The organism is Synechococcus sp. Cruz CV12-2-Slac-r, from assembly GCF_024346075.1.
Taxonomy (GTDB): Bacteria; Cyanobacteriota; Cyanobacteriia; order PCC-6307; family Cyanobiaceae; genus Synechococcus_D.
This window is the reverse complement of the sequence record NZ_JAGQEK010000001.1, coordinates 1-22016: the sequence shown is the minus strand read 5'-3', so window position 1 is coordinate 22016 and position 22016 is coordinate 1. Positions and strand designations below refer to the sequence as shown.

23 protein-coding genes, 1 tRNA gene and 2 pseudogenes are annotated in these 22016 nt (G+C 47.6%); 12 read left to right on the top strand and 14 right to left on the bottom strand.

All coding sequences use genetic code 11. The annotated features are described in order from the left end of the window. The first annotated feature begins 5 nt into the window (after positions 1-5). The gene (locus tag KB557_RS00130; RefSeq protein ID WP_255130760.1) at positions 6-407 is read left to right on the top strand and encodes a DUF3110 domain-containing protein; all 402 of its coding nucleotides are present in this window, start codon (positions 6-8) and stop codon (positions 405-407) included. Continuing rightward, positions 404-1330 carry an N-acetylmuramic acid 6-phosphate etherase gene (gene murQ, locus KB557_RS00125; protein ID WP_255130759.1) on the top strand — a complete coding sequence of 309 codons (927 nt, stop codon included), beginning with the start codon at positions 404-406 and terminating at the stop codon, positions 1328-1330. Before KB557_RS00130 ends, murQ begins: the two co-directional genes overlap by 4 nt. On the opposite strand, the gene mtnP is transcribed toward murQ, so the two are convergent. Further along, positions 1309-2247 (bottom strand): S-methyl-5'-thioadenosine phosphorylase, encoded by a 939-nt coding sequence (gene mtnP / locus KB557_RS00120; protein WP_399218384.1) that lies wholly within the window; start codon positions 2245-2247, stop codon positions 1309-1311. The two genes, murQ and mtnP, sit on opposite strands and share 22 nt — an antisense overlap. Positions 2248-2267: 20 nt before the next feature. Here mtnP and KB557_RS00115 point away from each other — a divergent pair, with 20 nt between their 5' ends. Continuing rightward, positions 2268-2705 (top strand): peptidylprolyl isomerase, encoded by a 438-nt coding sequence (locus KB557_RS00115; protein WP_255130809.1) that lies wholly within the window; start codon positions 2268-2270, stop codon positions 2703-2705. Between the two features lie 17 nt (positions 2706-2722). Here the strand turns inward: KB557_RS00115 and ribBA are convergent. Further along, positions 2723-3952 (bottom strand): annotated as a pseudogene (gene ribBA / locus KB557_RS00110) (bifunctional 3,4-dihydroxy-2-butanone-4-phosphate synthase/GTP cyclohydrolase II); the annotation flags it as partial. Positions 3953-4032: 80 nt separating this feature from the next. On the opposite strand from ribBA, the gene argC reads away from it, so the two are divergent. Next, on the top strand, positions 4033-5112 hold the full coding sequence (gene argC / locus KB557_RS00105) for an N-acetyl-gamma-glutamyl-phosphate reductase (RefSeq protein WP_255130757.1): 1080 nt from the start codon (positions 4033-4035) through the stop codon (positions 5110-5112). On the opposite strand, the gene purN is transcribed toward argC, so the two are convergent. Next, positions 5103-5678, bottom strand: a complete 576-nt coding sequence (purN, locus tag KB557_RS00100) for a phosphoribosylglycinamide formyltransferase (protein ID WP_255130756.1) — start codon at positions 5676-5678, stop codon at positions 5103-5105. The genes argC and purN overlap by 10 nt on opposite strands. A 93-nt stretch (positions 5679-5771) precedes the next feature. Here purN and KB557_RS00095 point away from each other — a divergent pair, with 93 nt between their 5' ends. Further along, the gene (locus KB557_RS00095) at positions 5772-7469 is read left to right on the top strand and encodes a M61 family metallopeptidase (protein ID WP_255130755.1); all 1698 of its coding nucleotides are present in this window, start codon (positions 5772-5774) and stop codon (positions 7467-7469) included. Positions 7470-7716: 247 nt separating this feature from the next. Then, positions 7717-8298, top strand: a complete 582-nt coding sequence (locus KB557_RS00090; RefSeq protein WP_255130754.1) for an N-acetylmuramoyl-L-alanine amidase — start codon at positions 7717-7719, stop codon at positions 8296-8298. Between the two features lie 29 nt (positions 8299-8327). Here the strand turns inward: KB557_RS00090 and KB557_RS00085 are convergent, their stop codons facing one another. Continuing rightward, positions 8328-9098 (bottom strand): helicase DnaB, encoded by a 771-nt coding sequence (locus KB557_RS00085; protein ID WP_255130753.1) that lies wholly within the window; start codon positions 9096-9098, stop codon positions 8328-8330. A 185-nt stretch (positions 9099-9283) separates the two neighbouring features. Between KB557_RS00085 and KB557_RS00080 the strand changes: the two genes are divergently transcribed. Together KB557_RS00080 and KB557_RS00075 are read left to right on the top strand one after the other, a co-directional pair. Further along, positions 9284-10906 carry a glucose-6-phosphate isomerase gene (locus KB557_RS00080; RefSeq protein WP_255130752.1) on the top strand — a complete coding sequence of 541 codons (1623 nt, stop codon included), beginning with the start codon at positions 9284-9286 and terminating at the stop codon, positions 10904-10906. A gap of 7 nt (positions 10907-10913) precedes the next feature. After that, positions 10914-12338, top strand: a complete 1425-nt coding sequence (locus KB557_RS00075) for an MFS transporter (RefSeq protein ID WP_315856171.1) — start codon at positions 10914-10916, stop codon at positions 12336-12338. Positions 12339-12384: 46 nt separating this feature from the next. Here the strand turns inward: KB557_RS00075 and KB557_RS00070 are convergent, their stop codons facing one another. Then, positions 12385-13092, bottom strand: coding sequence for an HAD family phosphatase (locus KB557_RS00070; RefSeq protein WP_255130751.1), 708 nt, complete (start codon positions 13090-13092; stop codon positions 12385-12387). Positions 13093-13153: 61 nt separating this feature from the next. On the opposite strand from KB557_RS00070, the gene acs reads away from it, so the two are divergent. Beyond that, the gene (acs, locus tag KB557_RS00065; RefSeq protein WP_255130750.1) at positions 13154-15124 is read left to right on the top strand and encodes an acetate--CoA ligase; all 1971 of its coding nucleotides are present in this window, start codon (positions 13154-13156) and stop codon (positions 15122-15124) included. On the opposite strand, the gene KB557_RS00060 is transcribed toward acs, so the two are convergent. Both KB557_RS00060 and KB557_RS00055 read right to left on the bottom strand, forming a co-directional pair. After that, a complete protein-coding gene (locus KB557_RS00060) occupies positions 15103-15831 on the bottom strand; it encodes a DUF1350 family protein (protein WP_255130749.1) in 729 nt (242 codons plus the stop codon). The two genes, acs and KB557_RS00060, sit on opposite strands and share 22 nt — an antisense overlap. After that, the gene (locus KB557_RS00055) at positions 15831-16286 is read right to left on the bottom strand and encodes a peroxiredoxin (protein WP_255130747.1); all 456 of its coding nucleotides are present in this window, start codon (positions 16284-16286) and stop codon (positions 15831-15833) included. Before KB557_RS00055 ends, KB557_RS00060 begins: the two co-directional genes overlap by 1 nt. Before the next feature lie 51 nt (positions 16287-16337). Here KB557_RS00055 and KB557_RS00050 point away from each other — a divergent pair, with 51 nt between their 5' ends. Then, positions 16338-17111 (top strand): 3'-5' exonuclease, encoded by a 774-nt coding sequence (locus KB557_RS00050; RefSeq protein ID WP_255130746.1) that lies wholly within the window; start codon positions 16338-16340, stop codon positions 17109-17111. A gap of 4 nt (positions 17112-17115) precedes the next feature. On the opposite strand, the gene KB557_RS00045 is transcribed toward KB557_RS00050, so the two are convergent. From KB557_RS00045 to KB557_RS00015, 7 genes are all read right to left on the bottom strand, one after another. Beyond that, positions 17116-17400 (bottom strand): 2Fe-2S iron-sulfur cluster-binding protein, encoded by a 285-nt coding sequence (locus KB557_RS00045; protein WP_255130745.1) that lies wholly within the window; start codon positions 17398-17400, stop codon positions 17116-17118. An 87-nt stretch (positions 17401-17487) separates the two neighbouring features. Further along, positions 17488-17561 (bottom strand) — tRNA-Pro (locus KB557_RS00040). A 32-nt stretch (positions 17562-17593) separates the two neighbouring features. Beyond that, entirely contained in the window at positions 17594-17926 is a 333-nt protein-coding gene (locus tag KB557_RS00035; RefSeq protein ID WP_255130744.1) for a hypothetical protein, read from the bottom strand. Next, positions 17923-18270, bottom strand: coding sequence for a hypothetical protein (locus tag KB557_RS00030; RefSeq protein ID WP_255130743.1), 348 nt, complete (start codon positions 18268-18270; stop codon positions 17923-17925). Before KB557_RS00030 ends, KB557_RS00035 begins: the two co-directional genes overlap by 4 nt. Continuing rightward, the gene (gene msrA / locus KB557_RS00025) at positions 18245-18916 is read right to left on the bottom strand and encodes a peptide-methionine (S)-S-oxide reductase MsrA (protein ID WP_255130742.1); all 672 of its coding nucleotides are present in this window, start codon (positions 18914-18916) and stop codon (positions 18245-18247) included. Before msrA ends, KB557_RS00030 begins: the two co-directional genes overlap by 26 nt. Continuing rightward, complete coding sequence (locus KB557_RS00020; RefSeq protein WP_255130741.1) at positions 18916-19179, bottom strand: hypothetical protein; 264 nt, start codon at positions 19177-19179, stop codon at positions 18916-18918. The genes msrA and KB557_RS00020 overlap by 1 nt, the downstream gene beginning before the upstream one ends. Before the next feature lie 82 nt (positions 19180-19261). Continuing rightward, the gene (locus KB557_RS00015) at positions 19262-21022 is read right to left on the bottom strand and encodes an ABC transporter ATP-binding protein (RefSeq protein ID WP_255130740.1); all 1761 of its coding nucleotides are present in this window, start codon (positions 21020-21022) and stop codon (positions 19262-19264) included. Here KB557_RS00015 and KB557_RS00010 point away from each other — a divergent pair. Both KB557_RS00010 and KB557_RS00005 read left to right on the top strand, forming a co-directional pair. Next, positions 21010-21405 carry a DUF3288 family protein gene (locus KB557_RS00010; protein WP_315856170.1) on the top strand — a complete coding sequence of 132 codons (396 nt, stop codon included), beginning with the start codon at positions 21010-21012 and terminating at the stop codon, positions 21403-21405. The genes KB557_RS00015 and KB557_RS00010 overlap by 13 nt on opposite strands. 98 nt (positions 21406-21503) lie before the next feature. Further along, positions 21504-22016: pseudogene (locus KB557_RS00005) on the top strand (anthranilate phosphoribosyltransferase); the annotation flags it as partial.

Below are 22016 nucleotides of genomic sequence, written 5' to 3'. Positions count from 1 at the left end.
TCTGCGTGGGGGATAAGTTGAGCGAACGAGTTCATGTGCTGCTGTTTGATGCCGGCAGCGATGCAGAAGGGATCCATTCCCTTGAATTGAATGGCCGCACTGTTGTGTTGCTTTTTGCCAATCAAGACGATGCTGAACGCTATGCAGGCCTGCTGGAAGCCCAGGATTTCCCATGCGCCAGCGTTGAGATGCTTCTAAGGGAAGAGGTGGAAATTTTTTGCAGCCAGGCCGGATATGAAGCCCGCTTCGTGCCATCAGGTTTTATGCCGCAATCTGCTGAAGATCGCTTGCTGTTAGCTCCACCTGAGCAAAATCTTTCCACCGACAGCTGGAAAGAACAGCTCGAAACAACATCAGAAGAGGCAGACCTTGAGGCGTTTCGCCGCTCTTTGGAGGGTTTGTTGTGAATGTTGATCGCGGTTATTTGTTAACGGAACAGATAAATAGGGCCAGTGAAAATCTTGATCAACTGAGCTCGCTGCAGTTGGCACAACTATTTGCGAACGAAGATAAATTGCCGCAACAGGCGGTTGAAGCGGCGGTGCCAGAGCTTGCTGCAGCAATTGAGGCAATCGGTGCACGTCTAGCAAATGGGGGGCGTCTTTTTTACCTAGGGGCAGGCACATCAGGGCGATTGGGGGTTTTGGATGCTGCTGAGTGCCCGCCAACTTTTTGTAGTGATCCAGAAATGGTTCAAGGGCTATTAGCTGGTGGTGCTCCAGCGTTACTGCGCAGTTCCGAAGGTTTGGAGGATTTGTTTGATGCGGGGAGGGCAGATTTGCAAAAATCAGATTTCAGTGCGGATGATGCCCTGGTGGGTATCGCTGCTGGTGGCACCACTCCATATGTGCATGGGGGCTTGAGTTATGCCATGGAGCTTGATGCTCTAGCGGTGGCATTGGCTTGCGTTCCCACCAGCCAGGTGGAAATGCCTTGTCATATCGATATCCGATTGCTCACCGGCCCTGAATTGCTCACTGGTTCCACACGGCTTAAGGCGGGTACCGCCACCAAGATGGCCCTCAACATCATTTCAACCGGCGTGATGGTGCGCCTTGGCAAGGTTTATGGCAACAGCATGGTGGATGTAGCTGTTACCAACACCAAGCTGGAAGATCGCGCCCTGCGTATTCTTTCAAGCCTTGCGGGGCTAAACCGCGAGCAAGGTTTGCTTTTGCTAAAGCAGGGGGGCGGATCGGTAAAGGTTGCTCTTTTGATGAGTGTAGCCCAGTTGCCAGCAACTTCAGCAATAGCACTACTAGAAAAAGCCCAGGGCAATTTGAGGCTCGCTTTAGAGGTAAACGGCTTTCAGTTGCACGGCCCCCAGTAGCTACTTGTGAATAGATCAAGTCGTTTGCGAGTTTCAGCCGGCACATGATCCTTGTTTGTCATTAGGGCAAAGGCCAAGGCGCTGTGGGCTTCGCTGCTTGGCCGCTCCTGATCTACGAGTGCCGCTGCAGCCTGCACCACCTTTTGGGCAAGGCTGGCATTGGCCTTCAAATTGGCGATCACCATCTCAACCGTTACTGAGTCGTGGTTTGGATGCCAGCAGTCGTAATCAGTAACCATTGCAAGGGTGGTGTAAGCGATCTCAGCTTCTCGAGCTAATCGTGCTTCTGTGTGGTTTGTCATTCCGATCACATCACAGCCCAAGGAGCGATAAAAATTTGATTCGGCTTTAGTTGAAAAGGCCGGACCCTCCATGCAGAGATAGGTGCCACCTTTGTGTAATTTTCGATCTGCTGGCAACACCTCTTCGATGGCCTGGCAGAGCAGCTTTGACAAAACCGCACAAAAGGGTTCCGCCAGTGATACGTGGGCTACTGCCCCTGCCCCAAAAAAACTGCAGGGTCGTTGATGGGTGCGATCTAGAAATTGATCCGGCACCACAAAATCCAGAGGTTTCACTGCCTCCTGCAATGAGCCCACAGCGGAACAGGAAAGTATCCAGCGCACTCCTAAAGAACGCATTGCCCAGATATTGGCTCGGTAGGGAACTTCTGTTGGCAAAAAACTGTGGTGGCGGCCATGGCGAGCCAGAAAAACCACAGGTGCAGCTCCCAGGCGGCCTTTTAGTAGTAGGTCGGAGGGTGCGCCAAAGGGGGTTTCGATCTGTAGTTCTTCCACATCACTCAAGCCCTCCATCCCATAGAGACCACTGCCGCCAAGCACACCAATTAAGGCATCAGACAGTTGGGGTTGATTTGGATTCGCAGGGGCCATCTCGATGTGCCAAGGTTCACCCATTCCACATGGGAACCACTCCAATGACCAAGGCTTTGATGGAAACAGATGCAGGCCAACTTGAGATCGAGTTGTTCGACGCCGATGCACCGCAAACCGTGGCTAATTTCGTCAAGTTGGTAAATGACGGTTACTACGACGGCCTTGCCTTCCACCGGGTTATTGATGGTTTTATGGCCCAGGGGGGTTGCCCCAACAGCAGAGAAGGGGCAAAAGGGGTAGCTGGCACCGGTGGCCCTGGCTACACAATTAACTGCGAGATCAACAGCAAAAAACATCAAGCTGGCAGTCTTTCAATGGCCCACGCTGGAAAGAACACCGGCGGGAGCCAGTTCTTCCTTTGCCATGGAGCCCAGCCTCACCTTGATGGTGTGCATACAGTTTTTGGTGTTACTGGAAATCTTGACGTAGTTCTCGCCATTAAAAATGGTGCACGCATCAATAAGGTAACCATCCAATAAACAACTGAAATTCAACCCATTAGATGGCCGAGTTTTTCGGCCTTAGTGTTCAAATAAGCAGCGTTATGTTCCCCTGGATTTATCACCAGGGGGCAGCGTTCCACCACTTCAAGCCCGTAGCCGCCAAGGCCTGCAATTTTTCGAGGGTTATTGGTGATTAGCCGCAGGCGATGCACCCCTAAATCAAAAAGGATTTGAGCGCCAACTCCGTAATTGCGTAAATCTGCCGCAAAACCAAGTTTCTCATTTGCTTCAACGGTGTCTAAGCCTCCATCTTGAAGGGAGTATGCCTTCAGTTTGTTTATTAAGCCGATACCGCGCCCTTCTTGGCGTAGATAAACCACCACACCACAAGCTTCTGCTTCGATCATGCGTAAGGCGGCTTCCAGTTGGGGCCTGCAGTCGCAACGTAAAGAGCCAAATGCATCGCCGGTGAGGCATTCCGAATGAACCCGAACCAATACAGGTTTATTGCTGGCTTTTGGATTCCCTTTAACAATTGCAAGATGATCTTGTCCATCGAGACTATTGCGATAACCAATGGCTTCAAAATGGCCAAATTGGCTGGGTAAGTTTGCTGCTGCTTCGCGCACCACGAAGCGTTCATTGCTAAGCCGATAACTTATTAAATCTGCAATCGTGATTAGGCATAGTTGATGTTGTTGAGCATATTTATGTAAATCTTCCAACCGTGCCATTGAACCATTGGCATTTTGAATTTCGCAAATAACCCCAGCGGGATAAAGACCCGCAAGGCGTGCCAAATCGATCGCTGCTTCTGTATGGCCAGCGCGTTTCAACACCCCTCCGGCTTTAGCCCGCAGCGGAAACACATGGCCTGGCCTTCTTAAGTCTTGGGGGCGGCTATGGGGATTGAGGGCAACTTGAATTGTGCGGGCGCGATCCTCAGCAGAAATACCAGTGCTTACTCCCTGCTCTGGGCCAGCATCGATGCTCACAGTGAAGGCGGTTTGATTCGAATCTGTGTTGTTGTCCACCATCAGTGGCAACTCGAGTTCATCGAGCCTTGAGCCTTCCATTGCAATACAAATCAAGCCCCGGGCTTCTGTGGCCATGAAATTGATTTGTTGCGGCGTAGCAAATTGAGCAGCACAGATCAAATCCCCTTCGTTTTCACGATTCTCATCGTCTACCACCACCACGCAGGCCCCTTCCCGGATCGCCTGGAGTGCTTTTTCGATCGTATCGAATTGAATTTCAAGGCTTTTGGCAGTTGAGCTAACCATGGGCCGTAAACGCTGTTATTCCTTATAGAGCTTCTATCAGATCTATCGATCCCTACAGTTTGCGCTCCTTGAGTGGTTCGATGGCTGGCACTAGCAATTCCCCTCGGCGGGTGGCAGTGATTGGAGCATCTGGTTATGGCGGGTTGCAAACCTTGCGATTGCTGCAAGATCACCCTGAATTTCAGGTGTCTTTTCTTGGCGGAGAGCGCAGCGCAGGGAAACGTTGGAGTGATATGTGCCCTTTTTTACCATTAGCTGAAAATTTGTTAGTTCAAAACCCTGAACCAAAGGAAATTGCAGCTGCAGCTGATTTTGCGGTGCTAAGCCTCCCAAACGGTCTCGCCAGTGCCCTAGTGCCTGAGTTACTTGATTTAGGGGTAAAAGTGGTGGATTTATCCGCCGATTACAGATTTCCAAGCCTGGCTCAATGGGCAACTACCTACAGCGCTGAAGCAAAGGAATGCAATCGCCAAGATCAGAAGCTTTGCTCAGAAGCTGTTTACGGCTTGGTGGAATGGGCGATGGAGAGCCTGCCCCTTGCCCGGTTGGTTGGGGCACCTGGCTGTTTCCCAACCGCAAGTTTGTTAGCGCTGATGCCTTTATTGCAACAGGGATTAATTGAAGGGGAGGGCATTGTTATCGATGCAAAAACCGGCACTTCAGGTGGGGGTCGAGCCCCAAAAGAAAATCTATTGTTTGCGGAAGCAGGGGAAGCAGTTGCCCCCTATGGAGTGGTAGGCCATCGCCACACAGCGGAGATTGAATTGTTAGCTAGCCGGGCAGCCGGTAGAACTATTCAGCTGCAATTCACTCCCCATTTAATTCCCATGGTTAGGGGGCTTTTGGCAACGGTTTACGGCCGCTTGCGCGATCCAGGTTTAACGGCCGAAGACCTCACTACATTGTTTCAAGTAACCTATAAAAATCATCCCTGCGTTGAGATTTTACCAGTGGGAATTTATCCATCAACAAAATGGGTAAGGAATACAAATAAGGCTCTTATTTCGGTGGCAGTTGATAAACGCACAAGCCAAGTAATTGTTATGTGTGTAATTGATAATATGATAAAGGGGCAGGCAGGTCAAGCGATTCAATGCTTAAATGTGATGACTGGATTGGCCCCAGAAGTGGGTTTGCCGATGCTCCCTTTCTACCCATAATTTTGAGCTAGATGCCTTGCTTTGGCAAGAACAATTGGAGGCAGAATCAAATGCTCTTGCTGATGTATTTTTGCACTTAAGGATTCATGATCATCTGCTTTTGTAATTAATACTTCCGCCTGAGCCAGGATGGGCCCTGCATCAACAACTAATACCACTTCGTGGACACTGCAACCGGTTTTAACCACCCCAGCCAATAATGCATCGGCAATTGCCGCACCCCCTTTAAAAGCCGGAAGTAAGCTGGGGTGAATATTCAGTAAGCTCCCTTTAGGGAAGGCATTTATTAATTCTGATGTGATAATTCGCATCCAGCCTGCCAACACAACCAAATCAATATTTTCTTTTTTTAGTGTATTTGTAATGGCCGCATCATGGAGCTCGCGACTATCAAAATCTCTATGATTGATAAGGATCCAGGGAATTCCCAGGCGCTCAGCTCTTGCCTTGGCGCCGCAGCCTGGGTTGTTAACGATTAACAAACAAACTGTTGCTACTAATACATCTTTTCTGCGGCAGTAATTCACCAAAGCCTCAAAATTGCTGCCCGATCCGGATGCGAGCACGGCAATTCTTTGCTTTTTGCAGCTAAGCTCAGAAGAGTTAACACTAGAACTTTGGGGCATCTAAGTACACTCGATGTAAATGGCATTTAAGCGATGGACGGACCCCATTATTTTCTTAATCTAAAGGAGGCTAGTAGCCAACGTTTTGAAGTTGAGCTCAGATTCATTCCTCAAATGCAGCGTCTCAAGCTTCAGCTTCCAGTATGGACGCCTGGATCATATTTAGAACGTGCCTACAGTCGCCATTTAGAAGGTATTACTGCGCTTCAGGGCTCAACCCCCCTTAAGCTAAAACGATTTAGCAGTGATGCTTGGCTGCTTGAGGTGCAACCTCAGATCAGTGTAATTGTTAAATACACGCTTTTAGCTGTTACCGAAAGCGTGAGAACAAATTGGCTAGATCATAACCACGGCTTTCTTACTGCAGCCGCATGGGCTTTAGAGGTGGAGGGGCAGCGCTGGCTCAGCCATAGGGTGAGCTTGGATCTGCCAAATGATTGGCAGGTTGCGACATCTCTCACTAAATGCGCTGCTAATACTTTTAGTGCTACAAATTTTGATCAGTTTCTCGATTCCCCCCTGGCTCTGGGGCATTTTTCAGAGCTTGTTTTTGAGGTGGGCGGCGTACCCCATCGCTGGGTGTGGCAGGGCTTGACTCAAGCAGCTCCCATTGATCAGTGGCGCTGGCAATTGCCTATTCTTTGCCGCAGCGTGTGTAAATTGCTCGGAGTTGAGAAACCGCCAACAAATAGTTATCTATTCTTGATACGATTCTGCGATCAGGGTTACGGAGGCTTAGAACATACTGATAACACCGCTTTAATATTTAGCAGGAACGACTTAAAAACCTCTGAAGGGCAGCGACGCCTATTGCAGTTGGTAGCCCACGAGTATTTGCATCAATGGAATATAAAACGCATCAGGCCGCAGGAATTAAGGCCCTACAACTATTCAGATGAAACCATCTTTCCAACACTTTGGTTTGCGGAAGGTGTTACCAGTTACTACGATTCAATTTTAGTGCTCAGGGCTGGGCTTTGTTCCGAGCTTGATTATTTAAAAGATTTAGCTAAAGAGATAAGTCGATATCGGCTAACGCCAGGCAAGAGGATCCAAAGCCTTGAGCAAAGTAGTGAAGAGGCCTGGGTTAAGCTGTATCGCCGCGATTCTCATAGTGATAATCAGCAGATCAGCTATTACCTTAAAGGCCAACTGGTGGCGTTGATGTTGGATTTACATCTGCTTGCTATCGGGTCATCGTTGCAGGCACTCTTGAGGGAAATGTGGAAAATTTATGGAATACAAGAGAGGGGATATACTCAGCAAGATTTAATTAATATTTCTGCTACATTTGATTCTAGTTTATTCACTCTGCTGCCAGCCTGGCTTGAGGAAACCACTGATTTGGGCTTGGAAGAGCAACTGAAATCTGTGGGTATTAATCTTTTGGCTGATAATAATACGCAGGCATATAGTGGAATAAATTTAGCTTCATGCGGCGCCGAGCTACGTATCAATATGGTAGATCGCAACAGCCCAGCAGAGAGTGCCTGCCTATATGCAGGTGACGAAATTCTTGCAATAGACAATGTGCGTTGTAAAACGATAGATTATTTTGAAAAAAATCTAAATGTTGATCAAATTCATACTTTAATCGTATCCCATGACGGCCTTGTGCAAAAGCGGGAACTTATTCCCCAGATGCCCCAACCAAAGGCTTGGAGCCTCACAATTGATGAAAATGTGGTGGCTGAGATAATTAATCGACGCCAGCTTTGGTTGCATGGCTAGATTTTTAGTTACCTACAAAAGGAATCTCTCTGCACTAATCCTCTGTTTTTGTTTCCTGCTTTTTAGTGGCGTTCTAATATATTTTATGCGCCAACAAAAAGCTATTCTAAATCAACTAAAGCAGCCTATTAATATTGTTGAGCAAACCACAAAAACTCCAAAGCCCCCATCACAGTTGCGATGGAAATCCCCTCTAATTACAAATTGCCACTCCGCTGATCTCAGGCTAAGGGCACATTTATTGTCTATGCCATTAAGGATTAAGCAGATCGAGGCACATCCCACAAATTTTGGTTTGCGTCTAAGAAAAGATCTTTATTCCCAAAGGCTGAATCCAAATCCAACAGTGATTGTGCTTCATGAAACAGTATACGATTTGGATTCAGCTGTGAATACGTTATTAACTCCACATCCCAGTGATGTTGATCAAGTTAGTTATCACACTCTTGTTGGTAGATCGGGAGATATTGTTCAGTTGGTTGATCCTTCCTTCAGGGCTTATGGGGCTGGACATTCTGCTTTTAACGGCCGATGGGTATTCTCAAACAGAAATTTAAGCGGCTCTTTAAATAATTTTGCATTACATGTAAGCCTCGAAACACCGCGGGATGGAAGCCATAATTTAGATGTTCATAGTGGTTACAGCCCAAGCCAATACGATGCCCTCGCCAGGGTTCTAGCGGATTGGATGGTGCGTTACAAAATTCCGGCAACTTCTATTACCACCCATCGTTACGTAGATCTTGGTGGTGCGAGGGCAGATCCAAGGAGCTTTGCTTGGAGTGAATTACAAAAAAGACTCACAGCATTGCAATTAGTGTGTAATTAAACTAATTACTCAAATTAAATCAAGTAAAATTAAATAATAGAACTGGGGCTAGGCTCTCTTGAGCTATAAACTAAACCGTGGAGTGCCGGATCTTGCATATATTTAAGAATGCGAGTTGGATAATCAAGCTTTCCATTGTGAAGATATGCAAGTGTTGCCATTAGATGTGCATCTCTGTAGCTGGTGCTTGCATTTAAATTTGCTTTTGTTGTGCCTTTTAGGGCTTTTATTAGACGCTGCATTTTCCCCGCCAGAATAGATACATTACGTTCCGGATTGAGAAGCTCCTGCTGTGCCCATGCCATTTGGCTAGGGCTTGGTTGTTTTGGAAGCAACCCTTGGTGAATCAATTCTTCAATTCCGAGTTGAGCCACTCCGTGAGTTTGGAAAAGGCCTGATTGCATTGCTAATGCTGAATCTTCACCAGGTTTTGCATGCTGCATTTCGTCGTAGAGGATTGCAGTTAGAAGCATTGGATTTAAGTTCCGATTTTTTGCTTCTTGTTTTATGAGAGGCATCAGTGCTTCCAACCGAGTAATGGTGTGGCTCCGCAAAGGGATCCAATGATCTAGGCCCGCTGTAAATAGTTGAGCTAGAGGCGTTTGGGGGCCGTGCACACCAAATCTGCGTTGCAATTGCTGCAATTCAGCTGCACTGAAATCAGCAGGATCTGTCCGTGCCGTTTCGCTGATCAATGGAAGTGGTAAAGGTGTACTAGATGCTAAATCTGGCTGATGAGTTGATCCAACTACAAAAAAATTTAAAGCCAAGCCAATACCAGCTAGAGCAGTGGCTCTCAAGCATTCTGTAGGTGGCAGAGCTGCTTTTTGGATCTTTTAAGTGCCTGTGCACTTATGTTAAGCCATTTTTTTTATGGGCTCTATTCAGAGGTGCCAGTAGTTCAAATGCTTAAGCCCTTGCCATCTCATAACCCCTTCTCCTCCAAAGCTGCATAACCTGAGGTGCAGATCTTTTTGGGCATCAGATGGGTACTACGAGCGGAGCTGGCTCCCTTCCTGATCTTGATATCACAGATGTAGCTGGGCAGTGGCAGCGGTTTTGTTCTTTGCTTTGGAACAACGAAGCCCTCGGCATGTGGCTAGATGTAAGCCGGATGCAACTTAATAAAAAGCAGTTAGATCAGCTTGAGCAGCCCTTTACCAAGGCGTTTGAGGCGATGAATGCCTTAGAGGCAGGTGCAATTGCAAATAAGGATGAAAATCGCCAGGTGGGTCATTACTGGTTGCGTAATGCAGCTCTAGCGCCCAATGCTGAAACAACTACCCACATTAATTCTGAAATTGAGCGCATGCAGCGCTTTGGCGCTGAATTGCTAGAAGGAAAGATAAAAGCTCCTAATGGCAGCTGTTTTACCAATGTGCTCTGGATTGGTATCGGTGGCTCCGCACTGGGGCCTGTATTGATGATTCGAGCCCTTCAGGAGCATGGCAAGGGCTTGCCATTCCATTTCTTGGATAACGTTGATCCTGATGGAATGAGCCGCTTGTTTAATGCAATCGGCGAGGAGCTTCAAACAACTCTGGTGGTAGTGGTAAGCAAATCAGGCGGCACACCAGAACCGCATATCGGTATGGTGCAAGCCCGCCACCGTTTGGAAATGCATGGTTGCAACTGGAGTGGCCAGGCTGTGGCAATCACCATGGATAGCAGCAAGTTAGATCAAGAGGCAGTTGATCAAAAATGGTTAAACCGTTTTGACATGTTTGATTGGGTTGGCGGACGCACATCAATTACCAGTGCAGTTGGCATTTTGCCTGCAATTTTGGCTGGTATCGATAGCAGTGCTTTTCTTGCAGGTGCAGCCGAAATGGATGCTTTAACAAGAATTCCAATTCTGCTTCAAAACCCTGCTGCACTTATGGCTGCCAGTTGGTACGTGGCAGGCGAAGGCAAAGGAAAACGCGACATGGTTGTGCTCCCCTATCGCGATCGCTTGGAGGTATTTAGTAGGTATCTGCAGCAATTAGTAATGGAATCTATTGGCAAACGCCTTGATCGCCAAGGTGAGGTGGTGCATCAGGGCATTGCTGTTTATGGCAATAAGGGTTCCACTGATCAACACGCCTATGTGCAGCAGTTGCGAGACGGAATTGATAATTTCTTTGCCACTTTTATTGAAGTATTAGAAGATCCAACTGATATTCCCATGCTTGAGGATTCTTTACCTGGTGATTTTTTAGATGGATTTCTACAAGGAACTAGAGCTGCACTTTCAGAGGGTGGCAGGCAAAGCATAACAATCACCCTTGAAAAATTTAACCCCAAGAATCTTGGTGTTTTAGTTGCACTATTTGAAAGTGCAGTGGGTCTTTATGGAGAGTTGGTTGATATAAATGCCTACCATCAACCGGGTGTGGAGGCCGGCAAAAAAGCAGCCGCTGAAATCCTTTCTCTGCAAAAACAAGTTGAATCCTTAATGCGGGATGGCACTGAAAGATCTATAGAGCAAATTGCTCTTGAATTATCAAATGCAAATGCAAGTGAGGCTATTTTCTTTATTCTGCGGCACCTTTGTGGTAACTCTCGTGGTTTAACAGCGATTGGCAACTGGTCTGAACCGGAGAGTCTTCGTTTTCAAAAAAATTAAAACAACTATGAAGCGCTCTGTTCAGGCCTATATCGATGAAATTCCAACTTGGCAAGATGGCTCTTCAATGGGCAATGCCCCACTTTCAGCTATGCAGTGGCTGGTGTGGAGCCTTGCTACAGCAGGGAAGTTTTTTGAAGGTTTAATTGTATTTATGGGTGGCATTGCTCTTCCTTTAGTATCTGATCAGTTTTCAATTGATCAAACAGGTAAGGGATTAATAACAGCTGCAACATTAGCTGGAATACTCTTAGGCGCTTTGTTGTTAGGCGGTTTGGCTGATCGCTTTGGCCGCAAGCCTGTTTTTATTGGTGAGATGCTGTTGTTGTTGGTTGGTTTACTTGGCGCTGCTTTTAGTTCTAGCAGCGAAGCGCTTATTTTTTGGTTGTTTGTTATGGGCTTAGCCCTTGGGGCTGATTACCCAACAGCCCATCTGGTTATTTCAGAAAGTATCCCTGCTTCAATAAGAGGGCGGCTGGTTTTAGGTGCCTTTAGCTTTCAAGCGCTCGGTGCAGTAATTGGTACTGCAATTAGTGCGGTATTGCTCAGTGCAAAACCCGAACTAAGTACATGGAGAATATTTTATTTATTGCCAGTTATTCCTGTTGCCCTAGTGGCTTGGGGAAGGTTGTTTTTACCTGAGAGCAGCCACTGGTTGCTTAGTAAAGGGCATCTCACTAAAGCTGAAAAACATTTGCGTAAACTTTTAAATAGACAGGATATTGAATTATTAAAAATAGAAATTGCTGAGGAAGGTTCTCTAAAATATTCTTCTACTAATTGGGGCGGTTTGTTTCAAGGTAAACAGTTGCGTTCCACTATCCTTGCCTCGTTACCTTGGTTCCTTCAGGACATATCAACTTATGGCATTGGAATTTTCACACCAATCATAATTGCTTCTGCTTTTGGCGCTCAGGCACAGGAACACAATCTTGCTGCAATTATTCATAATGATTTAATTGGAGCAAAAGGTACGGCGTTAGTAGATGTGGGCTTTTTAATTGGCATTGGTTTTGCAATTTGGCTTTCGGATAAACTTGGTAGAATTCCTCTGCAGATTGCAGGATTTATTGGTTGTTCTATCGGTTTAATACTCGCTGCATTTGGAAGCAACCCAGATTCTTATAATTTTATTTTAATAGTATTTGGCTTCTTTTTGTTCCAATTCATGACAAACCTTGGCCCAAATTCTCAAACTTACTTAATTGCAGGTGAAGTATTTCCAACAAAAGTAAGAGGGATTGGAGCAGGTTTTGCCGCTGCTTGTGGAAAAGTTGGTGCTGTTATTACAGCGTTCTTCTTTCCAGCCGTATTAAATAATATTGGGGCTGAGCGTTTATTGCCACTGCTAGCTTTGGTTTCTTTAGTGGGCGCATTGGTTACCTGGTTATATCGAGTGGAAACAAAGGGGATTAATCTTGAAACTATTTAAGTGTAAATTAATAGACCTTTTGAATTTTACTTTTTGATCTTATTTCTTAGATTGGCACATCTGCAAGTTTTGTGAGCATTTGAACCTTATCTGGATAATCTTTTACCCCAAGGCCTGGCGCTGGCAGCACAAATACTTCGCAGCCTGCACTCAAAGCTGCAATTGCTCCCGCCGGTGAATCCTCAAAAGCCCAGCAATTGGAAGCTGGTATGCCTAGTTGGCGGGCAGCTTCTAGAAAGAGATCTGGAGCTGGTTTACCTTTTTTTATTGATGCATCATCGCCATGTACCCGCACAGTAATTTGCTCTAACCAGGGATGTGGTTTTGTTTTAATTGCTACAGCCTCACGGCCGCTGCTGGTAGCTATTGCCATTGGAATATTTTTTTGCTGGCAACAAGCCACAAGATCTGATGCACCAGCCATTGCTTTTGCGTGGGCTACCAAGCTTTGAGAAATTGGTTGCTGAATTGCTAATAGTTGAGCCGTTGATATGCCAAGGTTTAATTGTTTTATCACTGCGGTTGCATTATCAATCCGATTTCGCCCCCTTAATTCCATCAAAAGCAATGGGGAAATAGAAGCACCAAAATATTCAATGCTTTCCCGCCAGGCCTGGCTATGTAGCGGTTCAGTATCCAGCAAAAGACCATCAAGATCAAATAGGCAGGCGTTTGGCTGCGCTTGCCTCAAGTTGTGGAACACAGCCATAGAAAAGGCAATTGATGCCATATTGATCGCTGATCTCACTTTCACGGGGCAGCCCTTGTCGGTTAGATAACTGTTTAATCAACAACTCAAGCTTCCCCCTTCAGCGATGACAGACACATCAATTGAATCTGTTCTCAAGGAAAAGCGGCTATTTCAGCCGCCTGAGGCGCTAGCGGAGGCGGCAACGATTGGCAATATGGCCAGCTATCGCAAGCTCGTAGCAGAGGCAGAGGCGCAGCCAGAACAGTTTTGGGGTCGCTTAGCCAACCAAGAGCTTCACTGGTTTAGTCCATTTCAAGAGGTGCTCAACTGGAGCAACCCACCTTTTGCTCGCTGGTTTGAAGGGGGCACCACCAATATTTCCTACAACTGCCTCGATCGCCATCTTCTCGGGCCCAAGGCTGATAAGCGCGCATTGATATGGGAGGGGGAGCCAGGTGACACCCGCATTTTTAGCTATCGCCAACTGCATACGGAGGTTTGCAAGGCTGCAAATGCCCTTAAGGCTCTTGGTATTAAGAAAGGCGATTTGGTTGCCCTTTATATGCCAATGGTGCCTGAGGCTGCCATCTCGATGTTGGCCTGCGCTCGCATTGGTGCGGCTCATTCGGTGGTTTTTGGTGGATTTTCTTCAGAGGCTCTACGAGATCGTATTAATGATGGCGAGGCCAAATTAGTAATTACAGCCGACGGGGGATTTCGCAAAGACAAGGCGGTGGCCCTTAAGCCCGCCGTTGATGCAGCCCTAGCTCAAGGTTGCCCAACTGTTGCAAACGTTTTAGTAGTGCAACGCACCGGTGAAGCAATAACTTTGCAGGCTGGGCGAGATCATTGGTGGCATGAAATTGTTGATATTCAGCAACACCATTGTGAAGCTGAAGAGATGCAAAGCGAAGATCGTTTATTTGTACTTTATACATCAGGTTCCACCGGAAAGCCAAAAGGGGTTGTTCATAGCACCGCTGGATATAACCTTTGGGCACATCTCACATTCCAATGGATTTTTGATCTAAAAGAGGATGATATTCACTGGTGCACTGCAGACATTGGCTGGATAACGGGCCATAGTTATATTGTTTACGGTCCATTATCAAATGGAGCTACAACATTAATGTATGAGGGCGCACCGAGAGCTTCAAATCCCGGTGCTTTTTGGGAAATCATCCAAAAACATAAGGTGAGTTTGTTCTATACAGCTCCAACAGCAATACGTGCATTTATGAAAAGTGGAAGAGAGGTTCCCGATCAATTTGATATGAGCTCCTTGCGAATTCTTGGCACTGTTGGTGAACCGATAAATCCCGAGGCTTGGATGTGGTACCGCGATGTTATTGGTTCTAACCGCTGCCCGATTATTGATACCTGGTGGCAAACAGAAACCGGCGGTGTAATGATTAGCCCGCTTCCTGCTGCAACACCAACAAAACCTGGTTCAGCCACCTTGCCTTTGCCGGGAATTTCAGCAGCAATCATGAATGGCGAAGCTGAAATTGTGCAACAAAATGAAGGTGGTTATCTTGTAATCTTGCGGCCTTGGCCAGGAATGATGCGCAATCTGCAGGGAGACCCTGAACGTTTCTGTTCTAATTATTGGAGATATCTAAAACCTGCGGATGGTTCATATGTTTATTTTGCTGGTGATGGTGCCCGTCAGGATGAAGATGGTTATTTTTGGGTGATGGGTAGGGTAGATGATGTGATCAATGTTTCTGGTCATCGCTTAGGCAGTATGGAGATTGAATCTGCTCTTGTGAGCCATCCTGCGGTGGCAGAGGCTGCCGTTGTTGGACGTTTTGATGAATTAAAAGGTGAGGCGATTGTCGCCTTTGTTACGCTTCAAACGGGCTGCAGTGGTAGCAAAGAATTAATTGCGGAATTAAGAGCTCATGTAGGTAATGAAATTGGTGCTATCGCTAAGCCAGACGCTATTAATTTTAGTGATTCGTTGCCAAAAACTCGTAGTGGCAAGATCATGCGTCGCATTCTTCGTGCACTGGCATCTGGAGAAGAGATCAGCGGCGACACAAGCACCCTGGAAGACCGTTCAGTTCTTGATCAGTTGCGCAATGATGCTTGAGAATTCCACCACTCGGTGATACTTACTGCTAGTCGATTTAATTCACGCTGGCGTGCACCATCAGTAATGCCGCCAAAAAATTGTTGTCTCAATCCAGCGCTTGCGGGAGTGAGATGATCGCCCGCCAGCTCCAGCTGCTTCACAGAACTATGATCTAAGTTTTTAAGGCAGCTATATAGTATTTGGCTTTGGTCTAATTGATCATCGCGAAATTTTATTATCAATTGCTGTTTTGGGCCGAGAATTTTTGAGATAATCTCCAGGGTTTCTGCGGGTGCCGGACTAAATTCGCTTACTATTCCAAAGCGAGGAGCCAATTCACTGAATAATGGAATTGAACGTTCCGCTGAAAAATTATTAAAACTCATATGCACTTGGCCTTTACATCCCCGCCCTTGATCGGGTGCTAATAGATGTAATTTGCAACCCATGCTATGACCAACCCTCAAGCAAGGTAACTTAATCTCTTGCTTTTGTTGAATTTTGCGAAATGAACGCCATGCCTCCACCGCAAGAAACTGATGATCAAAATTAGGTACAAAAGGCCAGCAATGCACCAGCCAGCCTTGCTTAGTTAATGCTTCTAGAAGCCTGCGATAACTTAATTGTGGTGTAGCGCCGAGGCCACTACCTCCTATAAATTGAAGTAAGGCTTTGGGGTTACTTGGCCTAGATATCCAAATGTCATCAAGTTGTTGCCAAGACATCAGGAACCCAGCTGCTCTAAAATAGTTTTTGAATTTGAAACGTGGCCGCTTGCATCTAGCATTGCATTGAATATCAAGCGAACGATCTGTTCTTTGTCAATTACATAAGTTACCCGTCCGGGAAGTACAAGTAATGAGCGTGGCACCCCAAAAATCTCGCGCAATTTATTTTTCTCATCTACTAACAAAGGGAAAGGCAATTGATGCCTCTCGGCAAAGCGACGATGGCTAGATGCTCCGTCGCCACTAACACCCCACACCTCAGCATTTAGGCCTTGAAATGTTGGATATTGATCGCGAAAAGCACATGCCTCCATCGTGCAACCAGGAGTGTCGTCTTTTGGATAAAAGAACAGCACTAGTGCTTTGGCACCGAGTGTATTTAGAGATCTCTCTACACCGTTTTGATCTTTGAGGCTGAAGGCGGGTACCTTGTCTCCAACTTTTATTGACACAGGACAAACGCACAGGCTTACTGAGAGGATAGGTGGAGCGAATCGCATTCCATGGCCGATATGGAGCTTCCCGCTTGGCAGCAACCCAGTTTGTTAACTGCCTTGGCCATGCCGCCTCCAGTGTTTCTGCCAAAGCAGTTATTGATTATTGATGTTGAAACAACTGGGTTAGAGCCGGATCGTTTCGAGTGCCTTGAAGTGGGAGCAATTCTTTTTTCTGTTCCACACCGCTCGGTGTTAAGCCAGCTTTCCTTTTTGCTCCCGGTAAGCGCTAATCCAGCTGTTGCAGTGAACGGCATTAATCCTTTAGCAACGCAAGAACCCCAACCATGGCAGCAATGTTTGCTTTTACTTGATGCGATGGCCCGCGATGCTCAGCTAGCAGTGGCCCACAACGCCTCATTTGATCGTCGTTGGTTTGGTTGCGGCGCCTTACCTGAGCTTTTCATGCCTTGGTTATGCACTATGGAGGATATTGCTTGGCCTAAATCCCTTGGCCTTCGCCCAAGGCCCTCATTAAGAGATTTGGCTCTTGCCTTTGCGGTTCCTGTCTGGGCTGCTCATCGAGCTCTAACCGATTGCATTTACTTAGCCCAAGTATTTGAACGCTGCGATGATTTAGAAAATATGTTGCTTGAAGCTCTTGAACCGCGACAACTATATCGAGCCCAAGTGAGCTACAGCCAACGCCAACTTGCTAAGGATGCGGGGTTTCGCTGGAACGAACCTGTGCGAGGAGCTTGGACTAGACGCTTAAGTGAAAGACAGTTGAAAACAATGGATCTACCTTTTGAAGCAGAACCCGTTGAAAAAGAGGTTGCTTAAATTCCTAGCTGATTTCTTCTGCGGCATTGCTTTTGATTGAGCAATCAGCAGTGGGATAACTCACGCAGAGCAAGGCATACCCTTTTTCCATTTGAGCATCGTCTAAAAAACTTTGATCTGCTTGATCTACCGCACCGCTGAGTAATTTCCCCGCACAGGTGGAGCAGGCTCCAGCCCTGCAGGAATAGGGGAGATCAACACCTGCGGCATCGGCTGCATCAAGGATGTAACTGTCGTCTGCGCATGAAAAACTTTTGCCGCCATCGATCGTGATTGTGTAGCTAGCCATGATTCAAATATTAGACACCCTTCTTTAGCAGAATTTTCAATTAATTGGCAAAAAAAAACCGGTATTACCGGTAGTTTTTATTATTAATCGGAGCGGCGGGATTTGAACCCACGACCCCCACTACCCCAAAGTGGTGCGCTACCAAGCTGCGCTACGCCCCGAACCCTTAGAAATTACCACAGCAGCAAGATGCTCAGCGTTGTTTTCGCAATTGCTTGAGCAAGCGAAGATTGAGTTCATCCCTCAGTTCCCGTTGATATCCAAATAAACCGCGGCTGCGTGCTAACCCCCTCAGCTCCTGCAGGCTTAATGAGGCCAGCATCAATTCAGGCACCCTTTTCCAGGCCGCAGAAGTGGCGGGTAGGGATGCTTCTGAGTTGTTGTCTTGAAACTGAGCAAGGGCATTGCCCGCTAGCCATTCGGGCACCAACACAAATAAAACAGCTAGTAGGCCATAAAATTCCACCAAACCCTTCGGTAAAGGGTGTAAGGGCTTCCTTTCTGGGAGGGGAGGGGGAGATGTCACACCTGTTCAGTGCGTTGGCAACGGGTTTTACTCAGCAAGTCCTCAATGATCAATTCATCTCCATTAAGTACAACACTCAAACGTTCATTGGCATAGCGTTTTAGAGCAAATGCTTTTTGATCGCGAAATAAGTTTGATTTATAACCTTGGTGGTAAAGCGATGCTTGGTGGTCGTTGTGCTCTAGAAGCAATTCGCTGCTGTCGCCGCAACGATAAATTTGCTTGCTTTCATAATTTTCCCACCATGGAGAAACTCCAGCCTGGAGCGTTAATGGGAACAAAAATATTCCTAGGGCAAGGGGCCCCAGGAATTCCCTCTTAAACAGTGATCGGGCTGTTGTCACCACGCAGCACACAGTGATTCACAGACCAGTCGTAGTTGCTCCACACTATTTCTGGAAGTAGATAGTGGCAGCCTGCAAAGGGGCCAAGCTTGATTTTTGTAGGCTGAGCGGAGCAGTAAGGCCGACTTCCCGGTTTAGCTAAATATTGCTGGTGTTCTGGTTCCGCGGCATAAAAAACTTGATCCAATTTGATTTCAGTAGTGATAGCTGGAAAGCCCTTTTCACTCAGCAACGCTTGATATGAGTTTTTGCTGGCCTTTGCTAAACCATCTAGCTCTTCCGAATGCGTGTAGATCACAGATCGATATTGACTGCCGCGATCGTTTCCCTGGCGATCCCCTTGGGTGGGATCGTGGCATTCCCAAAAAAGCTTCAACAGATCGCTGAAATCGATTACTTCGGGATTCCACACCACTCTCACCACTTCGGCATGGCCAGTGCGTCCACCACAAACAGCGTTGTAACTAGGAGATGGGGCACTCCCTCCGGCGTAACCAACGGCGGTAGAAACCACCCCAGGCAATCGCCAAAACCCTTTCTCGGCTCCCCAGAAGCATCCACAACCAAAGATTGCTTCAGCTTCATTGGGGCCAACTGGAGCATCGATGCTGCTACCAAGAACGAAGTGTTTGTTTGAATCCGCCATTAAGCGTTGCCGCTGCTCTGCACTTTTGGTTCTAAAGCAATGTGATTAAGCAGTGTGGTGGTGAAGGCAAAAACTAAAAACGGCAGCGATAAAACAAGGATCAGTCCCACGGCCACAAGGGCAAAAATTGGACGGCTCGCCCCCATCAAGCTGAGGGCGGTGGCAAGGCTGATGAAGATCAGCCCGATCCAGGCCAGCACCTGGCCGTAGATATCACCGAAGGTAAGGGTGCAGCGCATCCGATAGGTGTGAAGGTTTTCCATTTCGCTGAATTTGCTAGTGCCTCAACTATGGAGAAATTGTGGGCCACAAAGATAAAACTGATTAGTTCTTAAAAAAGTTTGCTTAACCAGCAGCAGCTTCTAGTTCGCTGCTGGCTTTTTCCCTTTCCCATAGCTTGCGATAGGTGCCTTCTTGAGCCAGGAGCTCCCGGTGAGTGCCCTCTTGCACCAAGCGCCCCTCAACGATTACCAAAACTCGATCACAGGCAGCAGCAGCGGATAGTTGGTGGCTGATAAATAAAACGGTGCGATGTAGATCAATGGTTAGCGATTGCAAAATTGCAGCTGCAGTTCGGTTGTCTACGCTTGCAAGGGCATCATCAAGAACTAAAAGTGGAGCATCAACAAGTAGGGCCCTAGCCAGTGAGGTGCGCTGCCTTTGCCCCCCGCTAAGGGTGATACCCCTCTCTCCCACAATTGTTTGATAGCCCTCTGGAAAACTGTCTAGATCAGATTGCAATTGAGCTTGCTGCACCACTTGATTTAACAGAGCTTCAGCTGCATCAGGGGCGCCGTAGCTGAGGTTTTCTCTCAAGGTGGCTGAGAATAAATAGCCCTCTTGGGGCACCATTGCAATTTGTTGGCGTAAATCAGCCAATTTCAATCGCGTTACATCTTGGCCGTTTAACCAAAGTTGAGTTGGCGGCACTTCCAGCATTCGCCCCAAGGCGCGGGCCAATGTTGTTTTGCCACTGCCCACCGGGCCAACAACAGCTACGAGTTCACCGGGTTTAATTCGAAAACTGAGCCCCTCTAGGGAGTTTCTATCTGCTCCTGGATAGCGAACGCATAAATTTCGAGCCTCGATGGCTGCGCCAGCGTTATTGGGCTCCAGATCAATGGCATGGTTTGGATCTTGAATAGAAGCCTCCCTACTGAGCAGATCTTCAACCCGTTCAAGGCTCACCTGCCCGGTTTGAAAGGAGCTCAAGGTGAAGCCCAATAGAGCGGTTGGAAAAACAAGACGCTCGATGTAAAGGATGAGGGCAATTAAGCCGCCCAGGGTGAGGCTGCCCCGCTCTAGTTGGCCACTACCAAGGGCCAGCAGCACCAATAGCGAAAGGGAGCTGATGCCCTCCAGTAAAGGAAAAAGAGTGCTGCGGGTGCGGGCTAGGGCTATGGCGGCATCGCGATAACGACGGCTAAGGACCGCGAAAGCGCCAACTTCGGTTGGTTCCTGTCCGTAGATTTTGATTGCGCTGATCCCTGAGAGATCTTCCTGAATCAGATCGCTTAATTCCGCCAGATTTTGTTGTTGTTCGCGCTGCTGGCTCATCATGCGCCCACCAGAGGCACCAACCACCACAAGCATTAAGGGGTAAAGCACCACAGCGGCCAAGCTGAGACCTGGATCAATAGCAAGCATTGCCGGCAGGGTAAATGCGTAGGCGAGAGCAGTATTTGCAAGGCTTAAAACAGCAAATCCAAGTAGACGCCGCACATTTTCCACATCACTTGTTGATCTGCTGATTACCTCTCCGCTGCCGGCGCTTTGCACCCAGCCAGGTTCTTGCTTGAGTAGATGATCAAAAATTTGTTGCCGCAACAAAACTTCCACCTGCCTGCCTGCGCCGAATACCAGCACCCGCGACCAAAGCCGCACCCCAGCCATCGCACTAGCTAGCAAAGCAATCCAGAGGGCTTGATGCAGGAGATCCCTTAAGGAAAAACCAGGAGTGAGGCTGTTAATTGTTTTTTGAACCAGCAGAGGCAATGCGGTGCCGAGCAGGTTCACCACCAGCAAAGCAAAGGCACCTTTAAGCAGTTGCTTTCTCTGCGGCCGCAAATATCGAGCGATCAAACCTAGTTTCAATGAAGCAAACATCCATTACCGGCTCCAGCGCCCCAAACTACGAAGCAAACTCCACCGATGGCGGTCTTATGGCAGATGAGTCTTCACAATCCCATCCACTCCATGCCATTGATCGCAACATTGTTGACGCTTTGCTAGCGGCAAAGGAACCAAACAGCGAACAATTGCTTAATGCCGCAAGGCTCTTTATCCGTTATGAGGGATTTCCAGGCGAAGCAGATTTAAAATTAGATCTTGAAAAATTGCTGCGTTTTTGGGGCCTTGATCGCATCGAGTTAAACAGTCGTTGCAGGGAGCTTTGGGCTTCTGGTTATCGCCCTGGACAGCCAAACATCGAAGCTGTAAGCCCCGTTGGCAGTGGTTTTGATTCAACCGATAGTGAAAATGACGTTTAAAACACCCCTGTTTAGAGCTTTTCAAGCGAATATTGAGCAGTCCCCATCACCTGGCCCGCGATGCTTTGCATCCGGGTCTTTTTTTTATCTAAATCCAAATGGTTAAGGCTCTACCAGCACTACTTGAGCAGCTTCTTTGTGGAGAGTGCCTTGATCAAACCCAGGCCACTGGCTTGATGCAGGCCTGGTTAAGTGATGGCCTTAGCCCTGCTCAAACCGGTGCGTTTCTTGCGGCATTGCGTTGCCGAAGCCCCCAGGCCGTGGAGCTTGCAGCGATGGCAAAGGTTTTGCGGGCAGCGGCACCACTACCTTGTGCTAGGCCTGCTGGCCCCTTACTCGATAGCTGTGGCACCGGCGGCGATGGTGCCAACAGTTTCAATATTTCCACGGCTGTTGCTTTTACTGCCGCCAGCTGTGGGGTGCGCATGGCAAAGCACGGCAACAGAAGTGCTAGCGGCAAGGTTGGTTCTGCGGATGTGTTGGAAGGGCTTGGAATTTGCCTTGAGGCCCAGCTTGAAAAAGTAGTTGCTGCCCTAGATCAAGCCGGCGTTACTTTTTTGTTTGCCCCTGGATGGCACGGATCCCTTGCAGCACTTGCTCCTCTACGCCGC

Coding starts and splice junctions, on each gene's coding strand:
- KB557_RS00095 (WP_255130755.1), top strand. CDS start 5,772: ATGGACGGACCCCATTATTTTCTTAATCTAAAGGAGGCTAGTAGCCAA.
- KB557_RS00080 (WP_255130752.1), top strand. CDS start 9,284: ATGGGTACTACGAGCGGAGCTGGCTCCCTTCCTGATCTTGATATCACA.
- KB557_RS00010 (WP_315856170.1), top strand. CDS start 21,010: ATGAAGCAAACATCCATTACCGGCTCCAGCGCCCCAAACTACGAAGCA.
- argC (WP_255130757.1), top strand. CDS start 4,033: ATGGCTGGCACTAGCAATTCCCCTCGGCGGGTGGCAGTGATTGGAGCA.
- msrA (WP_255130742.1), bottom strand. CDS start 18,916: ATGGCGGATTCAAACAAACACTTCGTTCTTGGTAGCAGCATCGATGCT.
- mtnP (WP_399218384.1), bottom strand. CDS start 2,247: ATGGGTGAACCTTGGCACATCGAGATGGCCCCTGCGAATCCAAATCAA.
- KB557_RS00090 (WP_255130754.1), top strand. CDS start 7,717: ATGCCATTAAGGATTAAGCAGATCGAGGCACATCCCACAAATTTTGGT.
- KB557_RS00020 (WP_255130741.1), bottom strand. CDS start 19,179: ATGGAAAACCTTCACACCTATCGGATGCGCTGCACCCTTACCTTCGGT.
- KB557_RS00115 (WP_255130809.1), top strand. CDS start 2,268: ATGACCAAGGCTTTGATGGAAACAGATGCAGGCCAACTTGAGATCGAG.
- KB557_RS00050 (WP_255130746.1), top strand. CDS start 16,338: ATGGCCGATATGGAGCTTCCCGCTTGGCAGCAACCCAGTTTGTTAACT.
- KB557_RS00060 (WP_255130749.1), bottom strand. CDS start 15,831: ATGTCTTGGCAACAACTTGATGACATTTGGATATCTAGGCCAAGTAAC.
- KB557_RS00015 (WP_255130740.1), bottom strand. CDS start 21,022: ATGTTTGCTTCATTGAAACTAGGTTTGATCGCTCGATATTTGCGGCCG.
- KB557_RS00045 (WP_255130745.1), bottom strand. CDS start 17,400: ATGGCTAGCTACACAATCACGATCGATGGCGGCAAAAGTTTTTCATGC.
- acs (WP_255130750.1), top strand. CDS start 13,154: ATGACAGACACATCAATTGAATCTGTTCTCAAGGAAAAGCGGCTATTT.
- KB557_RS00075 (WP_315856171.1), top strand. CDS start 10,914: ATGAAGCGCTCTGTTCAGGCCTATATCGATGAAATTCCAACTTGGCAA.